General features: G+C 60.8%; 15 protein-coding genes. 9 read left to right on the forward strand and 6 right to left on the reverse strand.

Annotated elements, in window-relative coordinates; all coding sequences use genetic code 11:
* Positions 1 to 20: 20 nt before the first annotated feature.
* Positions 21 to 1,310 carry a glycosyltransferase gene (locus tag AACY44_RS18435; RefSeq protein ID WP_339456548.1) on the reverse strand — a complete coding sequence of 430 codons (1,290 nt, stop codon included), beginning with the start codon at positions 1,308 to 1,310 and terminating at the stop codon, positions 21 to 23.
* 242 nt (positions 1,311 to 1,552) lie between these two features.
* Between AACY44_RS18435 and AACY44_RS18440 the strand changes: the two genes are divergently transcribed.
* The 8 genes from AACY44_RS18440 to AACY44_RS18475 all read left to right on the forward strand — a co-directional run bounded on the left by AACY44_RS18440 (position 1,553) and on the right by AACY44_RS18475 (position 14,955).
* Entirely contained in the window at positions 1,553 to 1,933 is a 381-nt protein-coding gene (locus AACY44_RS18440; protein ID WP_339428002.1) for a hypothetical protein, read from the forward strand.
* A gap of 143 nt (positions 1,934 to 2,076) precedes the next feature.
* Positions 2,077 to 2,577 carry a thiol peroxidase gene (tpx, locus tag AACY44_RS18445; protein ID WP_339418454.1) on the forward strand — a complete coding sequence of 167 codons (501 nt, stop codon included), beginning with the start codon at positions 2,077 to 2,079 and terminating at the stop codon, positions 2,575 to 2,577.
* 231 nt (positions 2,578 to 2,808) lie between these two features.
* Positions 2,809 to 4,107, forward strand: a complete 1,299-nt coding sequence (locus AACY44_RS18450) for an MdtA/MuxA family multidrug efflux RND transporter periplasmic adaptor subunit (RefSeq protein ID WP_339418455.1) — start codon at positions 2,809 to 2,811, stop codon at positions 4,105 to 4,107.
* Positions 4,104 to 7,205 (forward strand): MdtB/MuxB family multidrug efflux RND transporter permease subunit, encoded by a 3,102-nt coding sequence (locus tag AACY44_RS18455; protein ID WP_339418457.1) that lies wholly within the window; start codon positions 4,104 to 4,106, stop codon positions 7,203 to 7,205. The genes AACY44_RS18450 and AACY44_RS18455 overlap by 4 nt, the downstream gene beginning before the upstream one ends.
* Positions 7,202 to 10,309, forward strand: coding sequence for an efflux RND transporter permease subunit (locus AACY44_RS18460; RefSeq protein WP_339418458.1), 3,108 nt, complete (start codon positions 7,202 to 7,204; stop codon positions 10,307 to 10,309). Before AACY44_RS18455 ends, AACY44_RS18460 begins: the two co-directional genes overlap by 4 nt.
* Entirely contained in the window at positions 10,306 to 11,775 is a 1,470-nt protein-coding gene (locus tag AACY44_RS18465) for an efflux transporter outer membrane subunit (RefSeq protein ID WP_339418460.1), read from the forward strand. The genes AACY44_RS18460 and AACY44_RS18465 overlap by 4 nt, the downstream gene beginning before the upstream one ends.
* Before the next feature lie 282 nt (positions 11,776 to 12,057).
* Positions 12,058 to 14,154 carry a putative bifunctional diguanylate cyclase/phosphodiesterase gene (locus tag AACY44_RS18470; RefSeq protein WP_339530809.1) on the forward strand — a complete coding sequence of 699 codons (2,097 nt, stop codon included), beginning with the start codon at positions 12,058 to 12,060 and terminating at the stop codon, positions 14,152 to 14,154.
* 54 nt (positions 14,155 to 14,208) lie between these two features.
* Positions 14,209 to 14,955, forward strand: coding sequence for an SDR family oxidoreductase (locus tag AACY44_RS18475; protein WP_339418464.1), 747 nt, complete (start codon positions 14,209 to 14,211; stop codon positions 14,953 to 14,955).
* Positions 14,956 to 14,962: 7 nt separating this feature from the next.
* On the opposite strand, the gene AACY44_RS18480 is transcribed toward AACY44_RS18475, so the two are convergent.
* The 4 genes from AACY44_RS18480 to AACY44_RS18495 all read right to left on the reverse strand — a co-directional run bounded on the left by AACY44_RS18480 (position 14,963) and on the right by AACY44_RS18495 (position 18,826).
* Entirely contained in the window at positions 14,963 to 15,427 is a 465-nt protein-coding gene (locus tag AACY44_RS18480; RefSeq protein WP_339428000.1) for a hypothetical protein, read from the reverse strand.
* A 91-nt stretch (positions 15,428 to 15,518) separates the two neighbouring features.
* Positions 15,519 to 16,928, reverse strand: a complete 1,410-nt coding sequence (gene mapR, locus AACY44_RS18485) for a GntR family transcriptional regulator MpaR (RefSeq protein ID WP_339418467.1) — start codon at positions 16,926 to 16,928, stop codon at positions 15,519 to 15,521.
* 64 nt (positions 16,929 to 16,992) lie between these two features.
* Complete coding sequence (gene ccoG, locus AACY44_RS18490; protein ID WP_339427999.1) at positions 16,993 to 18,402, reverse strand: cytochrome c oxidase accessory protein CcoG; 1,410 nt, start codon at positions 18,400 to 18,402, stop codon at positions 16,993 to 16,995.
* A 184-nt stretch (positions 18,403 to 18,586) separates the two neighbouring features.
* Positions 18,587 to 18,826 (reverse strand): DUF3203 family protein, encoded by a 240-nt coding sequence (locus AACY44_RS18495; RefSeq protein ID WP_339418470.1) that lies wholly within the window; start codon positions 18,824 to 18,826, stop codon positions 18,587 to 18,589.
* Between the two features lie 121 nt (positions 18,827 to 18,947).
* Here AACY44_RS18495 and AACY44_RS18500 point away from each other — a divergent pair, with 121 nt between their 5' ends.
* Entirely contained in the window at positions 18,948 to 19,439 is a 492-nt protein-coding gene (locus AACY44_RS18500) for an MgtC/SapB family protein (protein WP_339418471.1), read from the forward strand.
* On the opposite strand, the gene AACY44_RS18505 is transcribed toward AACY44_RS18500, so the two are convergent.
* Positions 19,417 to 19,593: a hypothetical protein gene (locus tag AACY44_RS18505; protein WP_339418472.1), complete on the reverse strand. Its 177-nt coding sequence runs from the start codon at positions 19,591 to 19,593 to the stop codon at positions 19,417 to 19,419. The genes AACY44_RS18500 and AACY44_RS18505 overlap by 23 nt on opposite strands.
* Positions 19,594 to 19,779 lie beyond the last annotated feature (186 nt).

A 19,779-nucleotide genomic window follows, 5' to 3' on the forward strand; every position in this document is an offset into this window, starting at 1 on the left:
GACCTCGCCAGCGCTGGTGTTTATACGCTGCGGTTTTTTGCCTCGATCCACTGGGACATGTATTGGGTACTTTTATGGGCATGATGGCGCAGCATGCTGCCGGTGAAGTTGTCCCTGCGATGCGCAGCGAGATGGCTACGGCAGTGTTGCAAGCATGCCACCAGCGCGGGGCCATGAATGTTCTGGTCGTAGCGGCGCGCCACCAACTGGCGACCGTTTTCCTGGGCCTGGGTCCAGCGTTCGCGGTCCTGGTAGAGCGCCACGGCGGCGGCGGCCAGTGCAGGTGCGCTTTGTTCAATCACCCCGGGCCACGGTTGCTCATCACCCATCGCCTCGGCGCCGATGGGCGTGGTGATATTCGGCGTGCCACAGAGCATCGCGTCCGCCAGCTTGCCCTTGATGCCGGCGCCGAAACGCAAGGGCGCCAGGCAGATGCGTGCAGCGGTCATGACGTGTAGCGCATCTTCGGCCCAGTCCATCACATGAAAGCCCTGGGCCGGGTTGTGCAGCGCCGTGGCCTTGGGCGGGGTGTAGGCACCATAGATATGCAGCTGCGCCCCCGGCAATTGCTGGCGTATCAGCGGCCACAGGCTGTTTTTCATCCAGAGCACCGCATCCCAGTTGGGCGCGTGGCGGAAGTTGCCGATGCTGAGGAAGTGCGCGCGGTCTTCAAACGGCGCAAAAAGCTCGGTTGGCGATTCCAGCATCAACGGGCACCAGTGGAGCAGGGCGGCTGGCACGTTGAAGTGCTCCGTGAGCAGACGGATTTCCACGTCGGAAATCATCAGGCTGATATCGCAGCGGTAGATCGCCGCGATTTCGCGCTTGGCCAGGTCAGTGTCGGCCATCAGCTGGAATTCTTCGTGCAATGCCGGGGAAAACAGCGCGCTGAAGTCGTCGCTGTCGGGGTGGGCCTTGAGGTGATCCTTGAGGCGCTGATGTCGCGCATCGCGCAGGCTTTGCAGGTCGGACGTTTCCAGTACGCGCAGAGCGTTGGGGCAGCATTTCTCGACGCGCCAGCCGAATTGCTCTTCCATCATGAAACGGTCAAACAGCACGATATCCGGCGCGAGTTCGCGTATAAAATCGTCGAAACTGCTGTTGTTCAATTCGATTGCGCATTCGGCTATGCCCAGGGCAGGCAGATCGGCCTTGTGCTCGCCAATGGTCGCAGGGCTGCTGAAGGTAATGTCCCAGCCTTGCGTAAGAAAACTCTCAAGAATCTGCATCATATGCCCGCCTGCGGCTGAAGAACGGGGCTCCGGCCAGACATAACCAATGACCAGGACTTTGGTGGCGCGGTGGTTCATTAACTCGAATCCTTGCACGTGTTCCGGCTGCATGGCCGGCAAAAATCAGCATTAAAACATGGAGTGACGACACCTACGCGTTTCCTGAACGTCAGAGATTGACTGCTCGATGATCGCGAAATGAACTAACTGACTGTCAATTATCACAGTTATGCAGCGTAGGCGGGGCAGGCAGTCTGATGAGGCGTCTCCCGGGCCTCTGGCGTGGGGGAATTCACCATCATCCGAGGAGCACATCTAAAATGGACAAAAAAACTTCGGCCCCCGCAAGTTGGGTAGGCGATACATTTTCAGGAAGTGCCAGCGGCTACACCGGCAATCTCGAAATGCGCTGGAATCGAGTGGGCAGCAGTCTGACAGTACAAACGCTCAGGTACATGTTCACCGCCAATGGTAATCGCCACAGTGCAAACATCAATTTCGAGGTAAAAGCCGAGAATGATGCAAAGTGGAAGGTCGATTCCCCTGATAACAGGCGGCAGGACGGTCAATGGCATGTCTGGGATACCACCCATACGATGGCCGTGGGAGGCTCCATCTGGATTGAGATCTTCGTGACGTTCATTTTTGACATGGGTGGCCCTGATGACCGCAGGACAGTCAGTCAGCGCTTTAATATTTAACAGTCGAGTGGGCGTCTGGCATCGCAGATGCCGGCGCCCGTATTTCTATAAATAATGTGTTTGCCATAGGTCCTCTGAGCAGTTTGTGGTTAACTTCGGCCTCTCGAATTCGTTAAACCCAACACAGCATAAGGATTCCGTTCATGGCTCAAGTCACCCTTCGTGGTAACCCTGTCCAGGTTGAAGGCGAATTGCCGAAAACCGGTACCCAAGCCCCTGATTTCACCCTGACTGCCGGCGATCTGTCGGACGCAACCCTGGCGACCTTTGCCGGCAAGCGCAAAGTGCTGAATATCTTCCCAAGCGTCGACACCCCGACCTGCGCCACGTCGGTGCGTAAATTCAACGCCCAGGCCAACGAGCTGACCAACGCTGTTGTGCTGTGCATCTCCACCGACCTGCCCTTCGCCCAGGCGCGTTTTTGCGGCTCCGAAGGCCTGGAAAACGTGAAGAACCTGTCCGACTTCCGTGATTCGGATTTCGCGGTGGACTACGGTGTTTCGATTGCCGATGGCCCGCTCAAAGGCCTGACCGCGCGCGCCGTTGTCGTGCTGGACGAACATGACAATGTGCTGCACAGCGAGCTGGTCAGCGAAATCGGCCAGGAGCCAAACTACGAGGCAGCCCTGGCTGTTTTGAAGTAACTGTTTCGGTACGTTACTGTCGTTTGGCAGTAACACGTATGATGCATGCTTGCGGCCTGGCCTAGTCCAGGCCGTTTTTATTTGTCGCTCAGGTGCTTAGCGAAATGGCGAACGGACTAAGCGCAGATGTTTACAGTTTTAAGCCCAAGGTAAATAGCCGGTAAAGGCGCTTTTCTTAACGCGCTCCAGTGCTTATCTTTCAGCCTCCCAAAGAAGAAGCTCTCGCGCCCAATGGTTGATCACTCCATGCAATCCCCCCCCCGCAACTCCCGCCGCTGGTTGTTCGGCCTGCTTGTGCTGCTGGCTATCGCCGGCCTGTGCTGGAAATTCTGGCCCAGCGGTGCCGCCCATAAAGACGCGCCGGGCGGCCATGCGAGCAAGACCGGCATGGCGCGCCCTGGGTTTGGTGGTTCCACTGGCCCGGTGCCGGTACGCGTGGCGCCTGCGGTGCTTGGCGAGTTCCCGGTGTACTACAAGGCCTTGGGCACGGTTACCGCGCTGAACACGATCAATGTGCGCAGCCGGGTGGGCGGCGAGTTGGTGAAGATCGCGTTTGAAGAAGGGCAGAGGGTCAAGGCCGGCGACCTGCTGGCCGAGATCGACCCGCGCAGCTACCAGAACGCCTTGCTCCAGGCCCAGGGCACGCTGATGCAGAACCAGGCCCAACTGAAAAACGCCCAGGTCGACGTGCAGCGTTATCGCGACCTGTTCGCCCAGGACAGTATCGCCAAGCAGACCCTGGACACCGCCGAAGCGCTGGTCCTGCAATACCAGGGCACGGTCAAGACCAACCAGGGCGCGGTGGATGACGCCAAGCTCAACCTCGACTTCACCAAGATCCGCGCGCCGATCGGCGGCCGCGTAGGCCTGCGCCAGGTGGACGTTGGCAACTTGGTGGCGGCCAACGACACCACCGCCCTGGCCGTGATCACTCAGACCCAACCGATCAGCGTCGTCTTCACCCTGCCGGAAAATACCCTGGAAACCGTGCTTGCTCGCTACCACGCCGGCAACAAACTTCCTGTGGAAGCCTGGGACCGCGGCGATGTGAAAGTACAAGCCACCGGCGTACTGCAAAGCCTGGACAACCAGATCGACGTCACCACCGGCACCCTGAAATTCAAGGCGCGCTTTGATAACAAGGACCAGGCGCTGTTCCCCAATCAGTTCGTCAATGTGCACTTGTTGGCTGACACCCTGCATAACGTAGTGCTGGCGCCGTCGGCGGCGATCCAGTTCGGCAACACCGGCACCTTCGTCTACGTGCTCGACGGCGACAAGAAGGTCAAGGTGCAGCCGCTGGTGGTCGGCGATACCGATGGCGATAACACGGTGATCAAGCAAGGTCTCAAGGCCGGCGACCGCGTGGTGCTGGAAGGCACTGACCGTCTCAAGGACGGCAGCGAAGTCGAAGTGGTGAATGAGAGCAGCGAAGTGCCGACTACGCCGACCGAACACCTGCAAGGCAAGCCCGCCGCGAAAGGGGAGACCGGCGCTGCTGCCGGCAAGGCGCAAAAGGTCGGTTCATGAACCTGTCGCGACTGTTTATCCTTCGCCCGGTCGCCACCACGCTGAGCATGCTGGCCATTGTCTTGGCCGGCATCATTTCGTACCGCTTGTTGCCGGTATCGGCTTTGCCCCAAGTGGACTACCCGACCATTCGGGTGATGACCCTGTACCCCGGCGCCAGCCCGGATGTGATGACCAGTGCGGTCACCGCGCCGTTGGAGCGCCAGTTCGGGCAAATGCCCGGCCTCACGCAAATGGCGTCCACCAGTTCCGGCGGCGCGTCGGTGCTGACCCTGCGTTTCAACCTCGACATCAATATGGATGTCGCCGAGCAACAGGTGCAGGCCGCGATCAACGCCGCGACCAACCTGTTGCCAAAGGATTTGCCGGCGCCGCCGGTGTACAACAAGGTCAACCCGGCGGACACCCCGGTGCTGACCCTGGCCATCACGTCAAAAACCATGTTGCTGCCCAAGCTCAATGACCTGGTCGACACGCGCATGGCGCAGAAAATCGCGCAGATCAGCGGCGTCGGCATGGTCAGCATCGCCGGTGGCCAGCGCCAGGCCGTGCGCATCAAGGTCAACCCCGAGGCCCTGGCGGCCAACGGCTTGAACCTGTCGGACGTGCGCACCTTGATCGCTGCGTCCAACGTCAACCAGCCCAAGGGTAACTTCGACGGCCCCACCCGCGTGTCGATGCTCGATGCCAATGATCAGTTGGTCTCGCCTGCGCAATACGCCGAGTTGATCCTGGCCTACAACAACGGCGCGCCTTTGCGTCTAAAAGACGTGGCACAGATCGTCGACGGCGCCGAAAACGAGCGCCTCGCCGCCTGGGCCAATGAAAACCAGGCCGTGCTGCTGAATATCCAGCGCCAGCCGGGGGCCAACGTGATCGAGGTGGTGGACCGCATCAAGGCGCTGCTGCCAAGCATCACCGACAACCTGCCGGCCGGCCTCGACGTGACGGTGCTCACAGACCGCACCCAAACCATCCGGGCGTCGGTGAAAGACGTGCAACATGAACTGCTCATCGCCATCGCCCTGGTGGTGATGGTGACGTTCCTGTTCCTGCGCAGGGTCAGCGCCACGCTCATTCCGTCCATCGCCGTGCCGCTGTCGCTGGTGGGTACCTTTGGTGTGATGTACCTGGCGGGTTTCTCCATCAACAACCTCACGCTGATGGCCTTGACCATCGCCACCGGTTTCGTGGTGGACGATGCCATCGTGATGCTGGAGAACATCTCGCGCTATATCGAGGAGGGCGAAACGCCGCTTGCCGCCGCGCTCAAGGGCGCCAAGCAAATCGGTTTTACCCTGATTTCCCTGACCCTGTCGCTGATCGCGGTATTGATTCCGCTGCTGTTCATGGCCGACGTCGTGGGGCGCCTGTTCCGTGAGTTCGCCATCACCCTGGCAGTGGCGATCCTGATTTCCCTGGTGGTGTCCCTGACCCTCACGCCGATGATGTGCGCGCGGCTGCTCAAGCGTGAACCCAAGGAAGAGGAGCAAAGCCGATTCTACAAAGCCAGTGGTGCGTGGATCGATTGGTTGATCGCGCGTTATGGAAGCATGTTGCAGTGGGTGCTCCGGCACCAACCGCTGACCCTGCTGGTCGCCATCGCGACCCTGGGCCTGACCGTGGTGCTGTACCTGGTGGTGCCCAAAGGCTTCTTCCCGGTGCAGGATACGGGCGTGATCCAGGGTGTTTCCGAAGCGCCGCAGTCGATTTCCTTCGCCGCCATGAGCCAGCGCCAGCAGGCGCTGGCGAAGATCATCCTGGCCGATCCAGCGGTGGAAAGCCTGTCGTCCTACATTGGTGTGGACGGTGACAACGCTACCCTCAACAGTGGGCGCTTGCTGATCAACCTCAAGGCTCACGGCCTGCGCGACTTGAGCGCAGCCCAAGTGATCACCCGCCTGCAGCCGCAAATCGACAAGCTGGTGGGCATCCGCCTGTTCATGCAGCCGGTGCAAGACTTGACCATCGAAGACCGCGTCAGCCGCACCCAGTACCAATTCAGCATGTCATCGCCGGACGCCGAACTGCTGGCGTTGTGGAGCGAAAAACTAGTCCACGCGTTGAGCCAGATGCCCGAACTCACCGACGTTGCCAGCGACCTGCAGGACAAGGGCCTGCAGGTGTACCTGATGATCGACCGCGATGCGGCGTCACGCCTGGGTGTCAGCGTATCGAGCATCACCGATGCGCTCTACGATGCCTTCGGCCAACGGCAGATTTCTACCATTTATACCCAGGCCAGCCAGTACCGCGTGGTATTGCAGGCCCAGTCCGGCGAAACCCTGGGCCCGGATGCGCTGAACCAGATCCATGTGAAAACCACCGATGGCGGCCAGGTGCGCTTGTCCAGCCTGGCCCATGTGGAACAGCGCCAGGCACAACTGGCGATTGCGCACATCGGCCAGTTCCCGGCGGTGATGATGTCGTTCAACCTGGCGCCTGGTGTCGCGTTGGGCAAAGGCGTGGAGCTGATCAACCAGACCCAGAAAGACATCGGCATGCCGGTGGGCGTGCAGACCCAATTCCAGGGCGCGGCCCAGGCGTTCGAAGCCTCGCTGTCGAGCACCTTGCTGCTGATCCTGGCGGCGGTGGTCACCATGTACATCGTGCTGGGTGTGCTCTATGAGAGTTATATCCACCCGATCACCATCCTCTCGACCTTGCCGTCGGCGGCCGTCGGCGCCTTGCTGGCGTTGCTGCTCAGTGGCAATGACCTGGGCATGATTGCGATCATCGGCATCATTTTGCTGATCGGTATCGTCAAGAAGAACGCGATCATGATGATCGACTTCGCACTCGATGCCGAACGCAACCAGGGCCTCGACCCACAGACCGCGATCTACCAGGCGGCGCTGCTGCGCTTCCGGCCGATCCTGATGACCACCCTGGCGGCGCTGTTTGGCGCGGTGCCGTTGATGCTCGCCACGGGTTCCGGCGCTGAATTGCGTCAACCTTTGGGTCTGGTGATGGTCGGCGGTCTGCTGGTGAGCCAGGTGTTGACGCTGTTCACCACGCCGGTGATTTACCTGTACTTCGATCGCCTGGGCCGTCGCTGGCGCAAAGAGCCACAAAGCCTGGAGCCGGTTGAGTCATGAACCTGTCCGGACCTTTCATTCGCAGGCCGGTAGCGACCATGCTGCTGAGCCTGGCGATCATGTTGCTGGGCGGTGTCAGCTTCAACCTGCTGCCGGTATCGCCGCTGCCGCAGATCGATTTTCCGGTGATCGTGGTGTCGGCCAGCTTGCCTGGCGCGAGCCCCGAGGTGATGGCGTCTACCGTGGCCACACCGCTGGAGCGCTCGTTTGGCTCGATTGCCGGCATTACCACCATGAGCAGCTCGTCGAGCCAGGGCTCCACCCGGGTGATCCTCGCGTTTGACTCCGACCGTGATATCAACGGCGCTGCGCGGGAAGTGCAGGCGGCAATCAATGCCTCGCGCAACCTGCTGCCCAGCGGCATGCGCAGCATGCCCACCTACAAAAAGATCAACCCGTCCCAGGCGCCGATCATGGTGCTGTCGCTGACCTCGGACGTGCTGCAGAAGGGCGAGCTGTACGACCTGGCCTCGACCATTCTTTCGCAAAGCCTGTCCCAGGTGCCGGGCGTAGGCGAAGTGCAGATCGGCGGCAGCTCCCTGCCGGCGGTGCGCATCGAGCTGGAGCCCAAGGCGCTCGACCAGTACGGCGTGGCCCTCGACGATGTGCGCAACACCATCGCCAATGCTAACCAGCGCCGGCCCAAAGGGTCCCTGGAAGACAGCCAGCGCAACTGGCAGATCCAGGCCAACGACCAGCTGGAAAAGGCCAAGGACTACGAGCCGCTGTTGATCCGTTACCAGAACGGTGCCGCCTTGCGCTTGAGTGATGTGGCGAAGATCAGCGACGGCGTGGAAGACCGCTACAACAGCGGCTTCTTCAACAACGAACCGGCGGTGCTGCTGGTGATCAACCGCCAGTCCGGTGCCAACATCATCGAGACGGTCAGGCAGATCAAGGCGCAGTTGCCGGCGTTGCAAGCGGTGCTGCCGTCCAGCGTCAAGCTGAGCCTGGCGATGGACCGCTCGCCGGTGATCACGGCCACCTTGCACGAAGCCGAGATGACCCTGCTGATCGCCGTGGGCCTGGTGATTCTGGTGGTGTACCTGTTCCTCGGTAACTTCCGTGCCTCGCTGATCCCGACCCTGGCGGTGCCGGTTTCGCTGGTGGGCACCTTCGCGGTGATGTACCTGTACGGTTTTTCGTTGAACAATTTTTCCTTGATGGCGTTGATCCTGGCCACCGGCCTGGTGGTGGACGATGCCATTGTGGTGCTGGAGAACATTTCCCGGCATATCGACGAAGGCGTGCCGCCGATGAAGGCGGCGTACCTGGGGGCCGAGGAAGTCGGGTTTACCTTGCTGTCGATGAACGTGTCGCTGGTGGCGGTGTTCCTGTCCATCCTGTTCATGGGGGGGATTGTCACCAGCCTGTTCCGCGAGTTTTCCATCACCTTGTCGGCGGCGATCATTGTGTCGCTGATTGTCTCGCTGACCCTCACGCCGATGCTTTGCGCGCGCTGGCTCAAGCCCCATGTCAAAGGCGAAATGACCGGTTTGCAGCGCTGGAGCCAGAAGGTCAACGACCGCATGGTCGCCGGCTATGCCACCAGCCTGGACTGGGTGCTGCGCCATCGTCGCCTGACCCTGCTCAGCCTGTTGCTGACCATTGGTTTGAACGTGGTGCTGTACGTGGTGGTACCGAAAACCTTCATGCCGCAGCAGGACACCGGCCAGTTGATCGGTTTTGTGCGAGGCGATGACGGCCTGTCGTTCAGCGTGATGCAACCGAAGATGGAAACCTTCCGCAAAGCCGTGCTCAAGGACCCTGCAGTGCTCAGCGTGGCCGGCTTTATCGGCGGCAACAGTGGCACCAACAACGCGGTGATGCTGGTACGCCTCAAACCAATCAGCGAACGCAAGATTTCCGCCCAGGCGGTGATCGAGCGCCTGCGCAAGGACCTGCCGTTGGTGCCGGGCGGGCGGCTGTTCCTGATGGCCGACCAGGACCTGCAATTCGGCGGCAGCCGCGACCAGACCAGTGCGCAGTATTCCTACATCCTGCAAAGTGGCGACCTGGCGGCACTGCGCCTGTGGTATCCGAAGGTCGTCGCGGCCCTGCGTGAGCTGCCGGAACTCACCGCCATCGACGCCCGAGAAGGCCGGGGTGCGGCGCAGGTCACGCTGATTGTCGACCGCGACCAGGCCAAACGCCTGGGTATCGACATGAATATGGTCACGGCGGTGCTCAACAACGCCTACAGCCAGCGGCAGATTTCCACCATCTACGACAGCCTCAACCAGTATCAGGTGGTGATGGAGGTCAATCCCAAATACGCGCAGGACCCGATCACCCTGAACCAGATGCAGGTGATCACCGCTGACGGCGCGCGGGTACCGTTATCGACCATTGCCCATTACGAGAACAGCCTGGCGGACGACCGCGTCAGCCACGAAGGCCAGTTCGCTTCGGAAAACATTGCCTTCGACATGGCGCCCGGTGTGACAGTGGAGCAGGGCACGGCCGCTATCGAGCGGGCGATTGCCAAGGTCGGCTTGCCAGAAGATGTCATCGCCAAGATGGCCGGCACCGCCGATGCCTTCGCGGCCACACAGAAGGGCCAGCCGTTCATGATCCTCGGCGCGTTGGTGGCGGTGTACCTGGTGCTGGGCATTCTGTATGAAAGCTACATCCACCCCTTGACGATCCTCTCGACCCTGCCGTCGGCCGGTGTTGGCGCGATGCTCGCGATTTACCTGACGGGGGGCGAGTTCAGCCTGATCTCCTTGCTGGGCCTGTTCCTGCTGATTGGTGTGGTGAAGAAGAACGCGATCTTGATGATCGACCTGGCCCTGCAGTTGGAGCGTAACGACCGCATGGGCCCGATGGAGTCGATTCGCAGCGCCTGCCTGCTGCGTTTGCGGCCGATCCTGATGACGACCCTGGCGGCCATCCTCGGTGCGTTGCCTTTGCTGTTGGGCAGTGGTGATGGCGCGGAAATGCGTCGCCCCCTGGGCCTGACCATCATCGGCGGCCTGGTGTTCAGCCAGGTCCTGACCCTTTACACCACCCCGGTGGTTTACCTCTATCTGGACCGCGCGCGCCATCGCTTCAACAAATGGCGCGGCGTGCGTACCGATGCTGCCCTGGACACTGCGCTATGACCGATTCAACCTTTGCCCGCTTGGCCATGTTCCGCGGTTGCCGCGTGGCGAGCCTGGTGCTGTGTGGCGTGTTGCTCAGCGCCTGCGCCGTTGGTCCCGACTACAAGCGTCCGGAAGTCGTCGAGCCCGCCCAGTTCAAAGAAGCCCAGGGCTGGCGCCAGGCAACCCCAAGCGACGACCTGGCCCGTGGCGCCTGGTGGGAACTGTACGGCGACCGCCAGCTCAATGACCTGGTGCTGCGCCTCAACCACTCAAACCAAACCGTCGCCCAGGCCGAAGCGCGCTTTCGCCAGGCCCAGGCGCTGGTGCGCAGTTCCCGTGGTGCGTTCTACCCCGCTGTTGACCTCAGCGTCGGTAAAACCCGCGCCAGCCAAGGCACCGGCAGCAGCAGCGCCAGCCTGAGCAGTTCCAGCAGCGGTATCCGTGACACCCTGAACGCACAGTTGGGCGTGAGCTGGGAGGCGGATATCTGGGGCAAATTGCGCCGTGGCCTGGAAGCCAACGAGGCCAGCGCCGAAGCCAGCTCGGCGGACCTTGCAGCGATGCGCCTGAGCCAACAGTCGGAACTGGTGCAAAGCTACCTGCAACTGCGCGTGATGGATGAACAGACGCGTTTGCTGCAAGCCACGCTGGAGGCCTATCAACGCTCCCTGCAAATGACCCAGAACCAATACCGTGCCGGGGTCTCCGGCAAAGACGCGGTAGCCCAGGCGCAAACCCAGCTCAAGACCACCCAGGCCAGCCTGATCGACCTCATCTGGCAGCGTGCCCAGCTGGAGAACGCAATTGCCGTGCTGATCGGCGAGGCGCCGGCCAACTTCAACCTGGCAGTGAGCAAAGATATTCCGGCACTGCCGCAGATTCCGCTGAGCCTGCCGTCGCAACTGCTTGAGCGTCGCCCGGATATCGCCTCGGCCGAACGCTCGGTGATCGCCGCCAACGCCAATATCGGCGTGGCCGAGGCCGCCTACTACCCAGACCTGAGCCTGAGCCTCGCCGGGGGTTATTCGAGCAGCACCTATTCCGATTGGATCAGCCTGCCCAACCGCTTCTGGTCGGTAGGCCCCAAGCTCGCCATGACCCTGTTCGACGGCGGCCAGCGTTCGGCGGAAGTTGACCGCAGCGTGGCCAGCTACGATGAGACCGTCGCCAAGTACCGCCAGACCGTGTTGGATGGTTTGCGCGAAGTGGAAAACTACATGGTGCAGCTCAAGGTGCTGGAAGACGAGGCGGTGGTGAGCAATGAAGCGCTTGAGGCCGCGCGTGAATCGCTACGGCTGACCCAGAACCAGTACAAGGCCGGGCTGATTGCCTATCTCGACGTGGTCACCGTGCAAGCGACGGCCCTGAGCAACGAACGCACCGTATTGACCTTGCTGCAGACGCGCCTGGTGGCCAGTGTGCAACTGATCGCCGCGCTGGGCGGTGGTTGGGATGGGCAAACACCCATTGCCGAGAAAGAGTGAGTGTGAACTCAGTCCAATGTGGGCGCGGGCTTGCTCGCGAAGGCAGTGTGTCAGTCACCGGATTAGTGGGTTGATTCACCGCCTTCGCGAGCAAGCCCGCTCCGACATTTGGACTCAACCTAAACAAAAGAATTAAGGGGTTTTCGAGCCGGCCGATTGACGTCAAAATGCCAGTAATGGCTATGCGATAATTAATCAACTGTACAAGAATTATTCTCGCTACAATCGCCCGCTTTGCCAATTTGCACGGGCCTCTCAGGCCTGCTGCGAACGAGAAGTCCCATGCTCATCGGTAGTTATTCACCCTCCCTGGTCGCGATCTCACTGTTTGTCGCGATCCTTGCTTCCTACACCGCGTTGGACCTATCCGGCCGCCTTGCCACCGCCAAAGGTCGCGCGGTTTATCTATGGATAGCCGGCGGCGCGATGGCGATGGGGGTCGGGGTGTGGTCGATGCATTTCATCGGCATGCTCGCGCTGCGTTTACCGTTTGCGCTCGGCTTCGATAGCGGCATCACCGGGTTGTCGTTGTTGATCGCGGTGCTCTCCAGCGGCTTTGCATTGTGGTTGGTCAGCCAGCCGCGTTTACCCGCGTGGCAACTGGCATTTGGTGCGCTGATCATGGGCACGGGCATCGCCTGCATGCACTACACCGGCATGGCCGCGATGCGCATGACGCCGGGTATCGACTACGACCCGGCCTTGTTTGGCGCTTCTTTGTTGATTGCCGTCGGAGCCTGCGGCGCAGCGCTGTGGATCGCCTTCAACCTGCGTCGTAATACACCATACGTGCGCCTGGCACGGGGTGGCGCAGCGGTCGTCATGGGGTTTGCCATCGTCGGCATGCATTACACCGGTATGGCGGCGGCGCAGTTCGCCGATGACAGTTTCTGCGGTGCCGCACTGGATGGCTTGAGCGGCAATGGCCTGGACAATCTGGTACTGGTCACGACCCTGGCGGTGCTCGCCATCGCCTTGCTGACTTCATTGCTCGACGCGCGGCTGGAAGCCCGCACGGCGGTGCTCGCTGACTCCCTGACCCAAGCCAATCAGGAACTGACCCACCTGGCCCTGCACGACATGCTCACCGGCTTGCCCAATCGCACCTTGCTCGCCGACCGTATTCAACAAGCCATGCAGGCCGTCAAGGAGCAGGGCGGTTGCTTTGCACTGATGTTTATCGATCTGGACGGCTTCAAACCGGTCAACGATGCCTTCGGCCACCACATGGGCGACCAGTTGCTGCGTGAAGTTGGCCAACGCCTGCGTGAAGATTTGCGTAGCCAGGACACCTTGGCGCGTATCGGCGGGGATGAGTTCGTATTGCTGGTGCAACTGACCCAGCCGGATGACGCGCTCGGCCTTGCCGAACGCCAGGTGATGCTGATTAATCGCGCGTTCCAGGTAGCCGAACATGAACTGAAGATCTCCGCCAGCGTTGGTATCGCCATGTTCCCAGGCAATGGTGGCACCCCCCGGGAACTGCTGATGAACGCTGACGCCGCGATGTACCACGCCAAGGGCGTGGGCAAAAACGGCTACAGCTTTTTTGATGCATCGATGAGCACCAATGCGCGCAAGCAGTTGCAGTTATTGCAAGACCTGCGCAATGCCCTGGAACAGCAGCAGTTCCAGCTCTACTACCAGCCCAAGTTCGACGCGGTGAGCGGTATTCCGGTGGGTGCCGAAGCGCTGTTGCGCTGGGCGCATCCGCAACAGGGGCTGCTGCTGCCGGGGATGTTCATTGAACGGGCGGAAAAGACCGGGCTGATCATTCCCATCGGCGAGTGGGTGCTCAATGAAGCCTGTCGTCAAATGAGTATCTGGTACGCCCAAGGCTACGAAGACTGGCGCATAGCGGTGAACCTTTCGGCCATGCAGTTCTGCCATGCCGGACTGGTCAAGAGCGTGGCCGCGGCCCTTGAACGCCATCAGTTGCCCGCCAACAACCTGACCCTGGAAATCACCGAAACCACCGCCATGAGCGATGCCGATGCGAGCATGACCGTGTTGCAGGCGCTGTCGGACATGGGGGTCGATTTGTCCATCGATGACTTCGGTACGGGTTACTCCAGCCTCATGTACCTCAAGCGCCTGCCCGCCAATGAGCTGAAGATCGACCGTGGGTTTGTCCGCGACCTGGAGCACGACAGCGATGACGCCGCCATCGTCTCGGCCATCGTCGCACTCGGCCAGGCGTTGGGGTTGCGCATTGTCGCCGAAGGCGTGGAAACCAATGTGCAGCAGCGTTTCCTGACTCAGTTGGGGTGTGATTCCCTGCAGGGTTATCTGCTGGGGCGCCCGTTGCCGGCGGAGGCGTTCATGGCCGATATCCAACGCGCCGATACAGGCGTTGCGCCTGACAAAAGCCGTGCGTGACGGGTATTCTCGGATACGACCCTAACTGTCAGGTTGAATCAGGAGAACGCACGTATGGACAAAGTCGTCATCATCACCGGGGGCAGCCGTGGGATTGGCGCCGAGACGGCATCGCTGGCCGCTCGCGAGGGCTATCGCATCTGCATCAACTACCAGTCCGACGAAGAGGCTGCTCACCGCGTGCTCGAGCTGGTCCGTGCCCTGGGCGCCCAGGCGATTGCCGTGCGCGCCGATGTGAGCAGCGAAGATGAAGTGATCGCCTTGTTCAACCGTGTCGACGCCGAATTGGGTCGCGTCACTGCACTGGTCAACAATGCTGGCACCGTGGGGCACAAGGCGCGGGTTGATGAGATGTCCGAGTTCCGCATCCTTAAAATCATGAAAACCAACGTGCTCGGGCCGATCCTGTGTGCCAAGCACGCGGTGCTGCGTATGTCGCCCAAGCATGGCGGGCAGGGCGGCAGCATCGTCAACGTCTCATCGGTGGCGGCCCGACTGGGCTCGCCGGGTGAATACGTCGATTATGCGGCCTCCAAAGGCGCGCTCGACACGTTCACCCTGGGCTTGTCGAAGGAAGTCGCGGGCGAGGGCATTCGTGTCAACGCCGTGCGCCCTGGTTACATCTTCACTGACTTCCACGCCCTGAGCGGCGACCCGGACCGCGTCAGCAAACTCGAGTCCGGCATCCCCATGGCCAGGGGCGGGCGCCCGGATGAAGTGGCGGAAGCGATTATCTGGCTGCTGTCGGACAAAGCTTCGTATACCACCGGTACTTTTCTGGATTTAGGCGGCGGCCGCTAGCGCACCTTCAGGTCGGTAGACGGCGCAGCACTGAATAGCCTTTGTGGGAAAACTCCTTGAGTAGGCTGGCTTCCGAGTTATCCAGGGTGCTGTAGCCGTTGCTGGAGAAACCGTCGATCTGCCCGTTGCGACTATGGCTGGCGTTCAAGCTGCGATCGTCCAAGTTATCAATGAACCGCAACACTTTGTCCAGGTCGTAGGCCGCATTGGCCCTTGCTTCCGGGCCCGGATTGGCTGTGGTCCAGTCACCGACTTGCATCTTCAGGTCATCAAGCAGGTGGTAATTATCGCGGTTGTCCAAAAAGTGCTTAAGTACAGGGCTCTGCTCGATAATCCTGTCTGCCGAACGAAGGTCACCGCTAGGACGCCCCATGGGGCCCGTCATCTCGCGCACCTGCTTCTGTTCGGCTGCACGCATGTAATGGGGTGGAATTGGCAACTGCATGTGGCTTGAAGAGGCAGGCGTGTTCATGAGAAACCTTCAGTTGGACTTGGCGAAAGCGCCTGTCTCGAAGTGAGGCAGGCGCTTTCCTGTGTGGCCCTCTGTTAGGTTCGGTTCCTGTTCAAAATGACCGCACAATCCGTCCCAACGTCTCCATCGCCTTCTCCGACGCTTCAGTCCACGGGCTGCCGTAGTTCAAGCGAATACAGTTCCTGAACCGTTGGGTCGCCGAGAAAATCGGCCCCGGTGCGATGCTGATACCTTGCGCCAACGCCATCTGGAACAACTTCAACGAATCCGTCTGCTCCGGCAATTCCAGCCACAGGAAATAGCCACCGGCCGGTTGACTGACGCGCGTCTGCGCCGGGAAGTAGCGCGCGATGGCAGCCAGCATGGCGCTTTGCTGTTCTTCCAGGGCATAGCGCAATTTGCGCAGGTGCCGGTCATAGCCGCCGTGTTGCAGGTAATCGGCAATCGCTGCCTGGGCGGGCATCGATGGGCACAGCGAGGTCATTAACTTCAAGCGTTCGACCTTCTGCGCAAAGCGCCCGGCTGCGACCCAGCCCACGCGATAGCCAGGCGCCAGGCTTTTGGCGAAGGAACCGCAATGCATCACCAGGCCTTCGGTATCGAAAGCCTTGGCCGGTTTGGGGGCCTGTTGACCGTAATACAGCTCGGCGTACACATCGTCTTCGATCAGCGGCACCTGATGGCCGCGCAACAGCTCCACCAGCGCTTGTTTCTTGGCTTCCGGCAAGGTCGCGCCCATGGGGTTCTGGAAGCTGGTCATGGTCCAGCAGGCCTTGATCGGGTAGCGCTCAAGGCTTTGCGCCAGTGCGTTGAGATCAATGCCATCGCGTGGGTGCACGGGGATTTCCACCGCCTTGAGTTTCAAGCGCTCCAGCACTTGCAGGCAGGCATAGAACGCCGGGGCTTCGATTGCCACCAGGTCGCCCGGTTCGGTGACGGCTTGCAGGCACAGGTTCAGTGCTTCCAGCGCGCCATTGGTAATCAGCAGCTCTTCCATAGGCAGCATCAGCCCGCCGACCATATACCGCAGCGCGATTTGCCGGCGCAGTTGCGGGTTGCCCGGTGACATGTCGGTGACGACCAGGCGCGGGTCCATCTCGCGGCTGGCGCTGGCCAGGGAGCGTGCCAAGCGCGGCAGCGGGAACAGCATCGGGCTGGGGAAGGCCGAGCCGAAAGCCACGGTGTTGGGGTCCTTGATCGAGTCGAGGACTGAGAACACCAGTTCGCTGACGTCCACTTCGGTGGATTCGTGCACCTGTTCACTCACCACCGGCTCGGAGAACGGGCTGGGCGCATGGGTGTTGACGAAGTAGCCAGAGCGCGGTCGCGCGCGAATCAGGCCGCGGCGCTCCAACAGATAATAGGCCTGGAACACCGTGGAGGGGCTGACGCCATAGGTCTGGCTGGCATAGCGCACCGACGGCACCCGCTGGCCGGAGCCGAGCACGCCGGAGCGGATCAGTTCTGCAATGTCGTCGGCGAATTTTTCGTAGCGTTTCATGGGGCCTAATCACTTTCTTAAATTGTACGCAGGGCTAAATGGGATCTTCAGTGCCTGACAGGCCTCAGCGGTTCAGCGGCGCCACAAAGCGGCTATCGGCCGCGCTGTAGATCCACGGTTCATCCACATCCGTCACCTTGAAGCGCAGGGCCTGCGAACTGCTCGCCGGTTTATCCGCCAGCAAGGCCACCGACACCGGTACATCACTGATTTCCCCCGGCGCCAGGCTGATCTCGGTCTTGCCTTGCAGCTGGAAGCCATCGGCGTCCACCAGTTCCAGGCGGTAGTCCTGGTGCTGTTGGGTCTTGTTGATCACCTTGAGGCTGTAGATGTTTTCGATCAGGCCCTGGGCGTTCTCACGGAACATGCCACGGTCCTTGGTGACATCCAGTGACACCATCGGCCGTTCCACCAGCGCCACCACCAACGCCGCAATCATCACTAACAGCACGGCACTGTAGCCGATCAGGCGCGGCCGTAGCAGGTGGGTCTTGCCGCCTTGCAGTTGATGTTCACTGGTGTAGCTCACCAAACCGCGCGCGTAGCCCATCTTGTCCATGATCGAATCGCAGGCGTCGATGCACGCCGCGCAGCCTATGCATTCCATTTGCAGGCCATCGCGGATGTCGATGCCGGTCGGGCAGACCTGCACGCACAGTTGGCAGTCAATGCAATCGCCCAGACCGACGTCGGCGGGTTTGACCTCACGTTTGCGCGGGCCACGGTGTTCGCCGCGGGCCACGTCGTAGGAAATGGTCAGGGTGTCCTTATCAAACATTACGCTTTGGAAACGCGCATACGGGCACATGTGCATACACACCGCTTCACGCAGCCAGCCCGCGTTGAGATAGGTGGCACCGGTGAAAAACAGCACCCAGAACAGGCTGACGCCGCCCATTTGCCAGGTCAGCAATTCTGCGGCCAGCGGGCGGATGGGTGTGAAGTAGCCGACAAAGGTCAGCCCGGTCAGCACGCTGATGCCCAGCCACATCGTGTGTTTGGCCGAGCGTCGCGCCAGTTTGTTCAGGCTCCAGGGCGCGGCTTGCAGCTTGATGCGCTGGTTGCGTTCACCTTCGGTGACCTTCTCGCACCACATGAACAGCCAGGTAAACGAGCTTTGCGGGCAGGTATAGCCGCACCACACGCGGCCGGCAAATACGGTGATCGCAAACAGGCCGAAGGCGCAGATGATCAACAAGGCCGACAGCAGGATGAAGTCCTGCGGCCAGAACGTGGCGCCAAAAATGTGGAATTTACTGTCCGCCAGGTCCCACAGCACCGCCTGCCTGCCACCCCAGTTCAGCCACACGGTGCCGAAAAAGGCCAGGAACAGAAAGCCTGCACCGCACACGCGCAAAGTGCGGAACACGCCGGTAAAGCTGCGGGTATGAACCAGGTTGTCGCTGGATTTGGCCTTCACCTTCTTTGGGTGTATGGGCTCAAAGGTTTCCACGGTGGGGATTCGTTCGCTCATGGTCGTTCGCTCATCAGCCTCCATCAGGCGGATGAACTATGCGCGTGGCTCTGTTTGCATAACAGACTCAGCTAGGGCGATAAAAATCGGATCAGATGGACTATGAGAGAGTCGCTGCGACAATCCGCTGCACCCCGTGGAACAAGCGGCGCAGCATTGTCTGGGGTGTGCTGATGCAGATCAATCAAATCAACGAACCAGGGCCGTCGGCCTTTACATGTTGACGCTCATCGTGGGCGCCCGCGACCGTCAGCGCGTCTGCCTCGGCTTCGGTGATATAGATCCGCTCGCCCGCCAATTCCACGTAAGACATGGATTTGTCGATGTCGGTAACAATATTGACCCGGGTCGCTGGCACGCTCTGTTCCTGGCCGTTGTCATCGAGCATGAAGTAGCACAGTTGGTTTTCGATACGTATGGGCATGCTGATCTCCTGTTTTGTGAGCTATTGAAGGTTAGGGGACGGCGCTGCGCAGGGGTTCCAGGCAACTGACTGGCGGTCGCCGCTGTCCATCCTTTACCAACAATGACAAAGGACAGCTGAGATGGACGCTTGGTGGCATGAAGTGTGGCAAACCCTGCAGGCTGAATTTGCCGACATCGGCGACGCCAGGCAGCTCACCCAGATCACTGTGCGGCTGCTGATCGCCTCGATCCTCGGCGGCATTCTCGGTTTTGAGCGAGAGAGCAAGGGCAAGGCCGCCGGGGTGCGCACACATATGCTGGTGGGGTTGGGCGCTGCGCTGTTTGTCATGGTGCCGCAAATGTCTGGCAACCAGGCGGATGCCATGAGCCGGGTGGTACAGGGCGTGATCGCCGGGATCGGCTTTCTCGGCGCTGGCACGATCATCAAGGGCAAGGATGATGAAGACGGCCATGTCAAAGGCCTGACCACCGCAGCCGGCTTGTGGATGACCGCTGCGATTGGGGTCTCGGCCGGGTTGGGCCGGGAATCGACAGCGGTTCTGAGCACATTCCTGGCCTTGGTGGTGTTCAGCGTGATGCCGAAAATCGTCAAGCGTTTCGAGAAGGACTGACGATCACCGGGGGCATGGTCGTCGGCGGTTCTTCGACCGGCGGCGGCTCATTTTCTGGCGGCTCCTTTTCCGGAATTGGCGCCGGCTCGGTCGGCGGCAGGGTCGGGATGTCGATATTGGGGTCCGGCGTTTCAGCCGGGATTGGGATATTCATCGGTGTGGCCTCCTTTGTGCTTGGCTCTAGCGGTGGACAGCCGCCGGGCTGAATTGATTCCCGCCCAGTGGCGACACATTCACCTGAACTTTTAACAGCGACGCAGGCTCGGACCTATAAGCGGCGCTGCTCAGGAAGAGCATGGCCGCACCAGAATTCGGATCAAGCAAAGAGCGTCCATAGGGC

This window comes from Pseudomonas sp. RA_15y_Pfl1_P11, assembly GCF_963970975.1.
In the GTDB taxonomy this organism is placed as follows: Bacteria; Pseudomonadota; Gammaproteobacteria; order Pseudomonadales; family Pseudomonadaceae; genus Aquipseudomonas; species Aquipseudomonas tritici.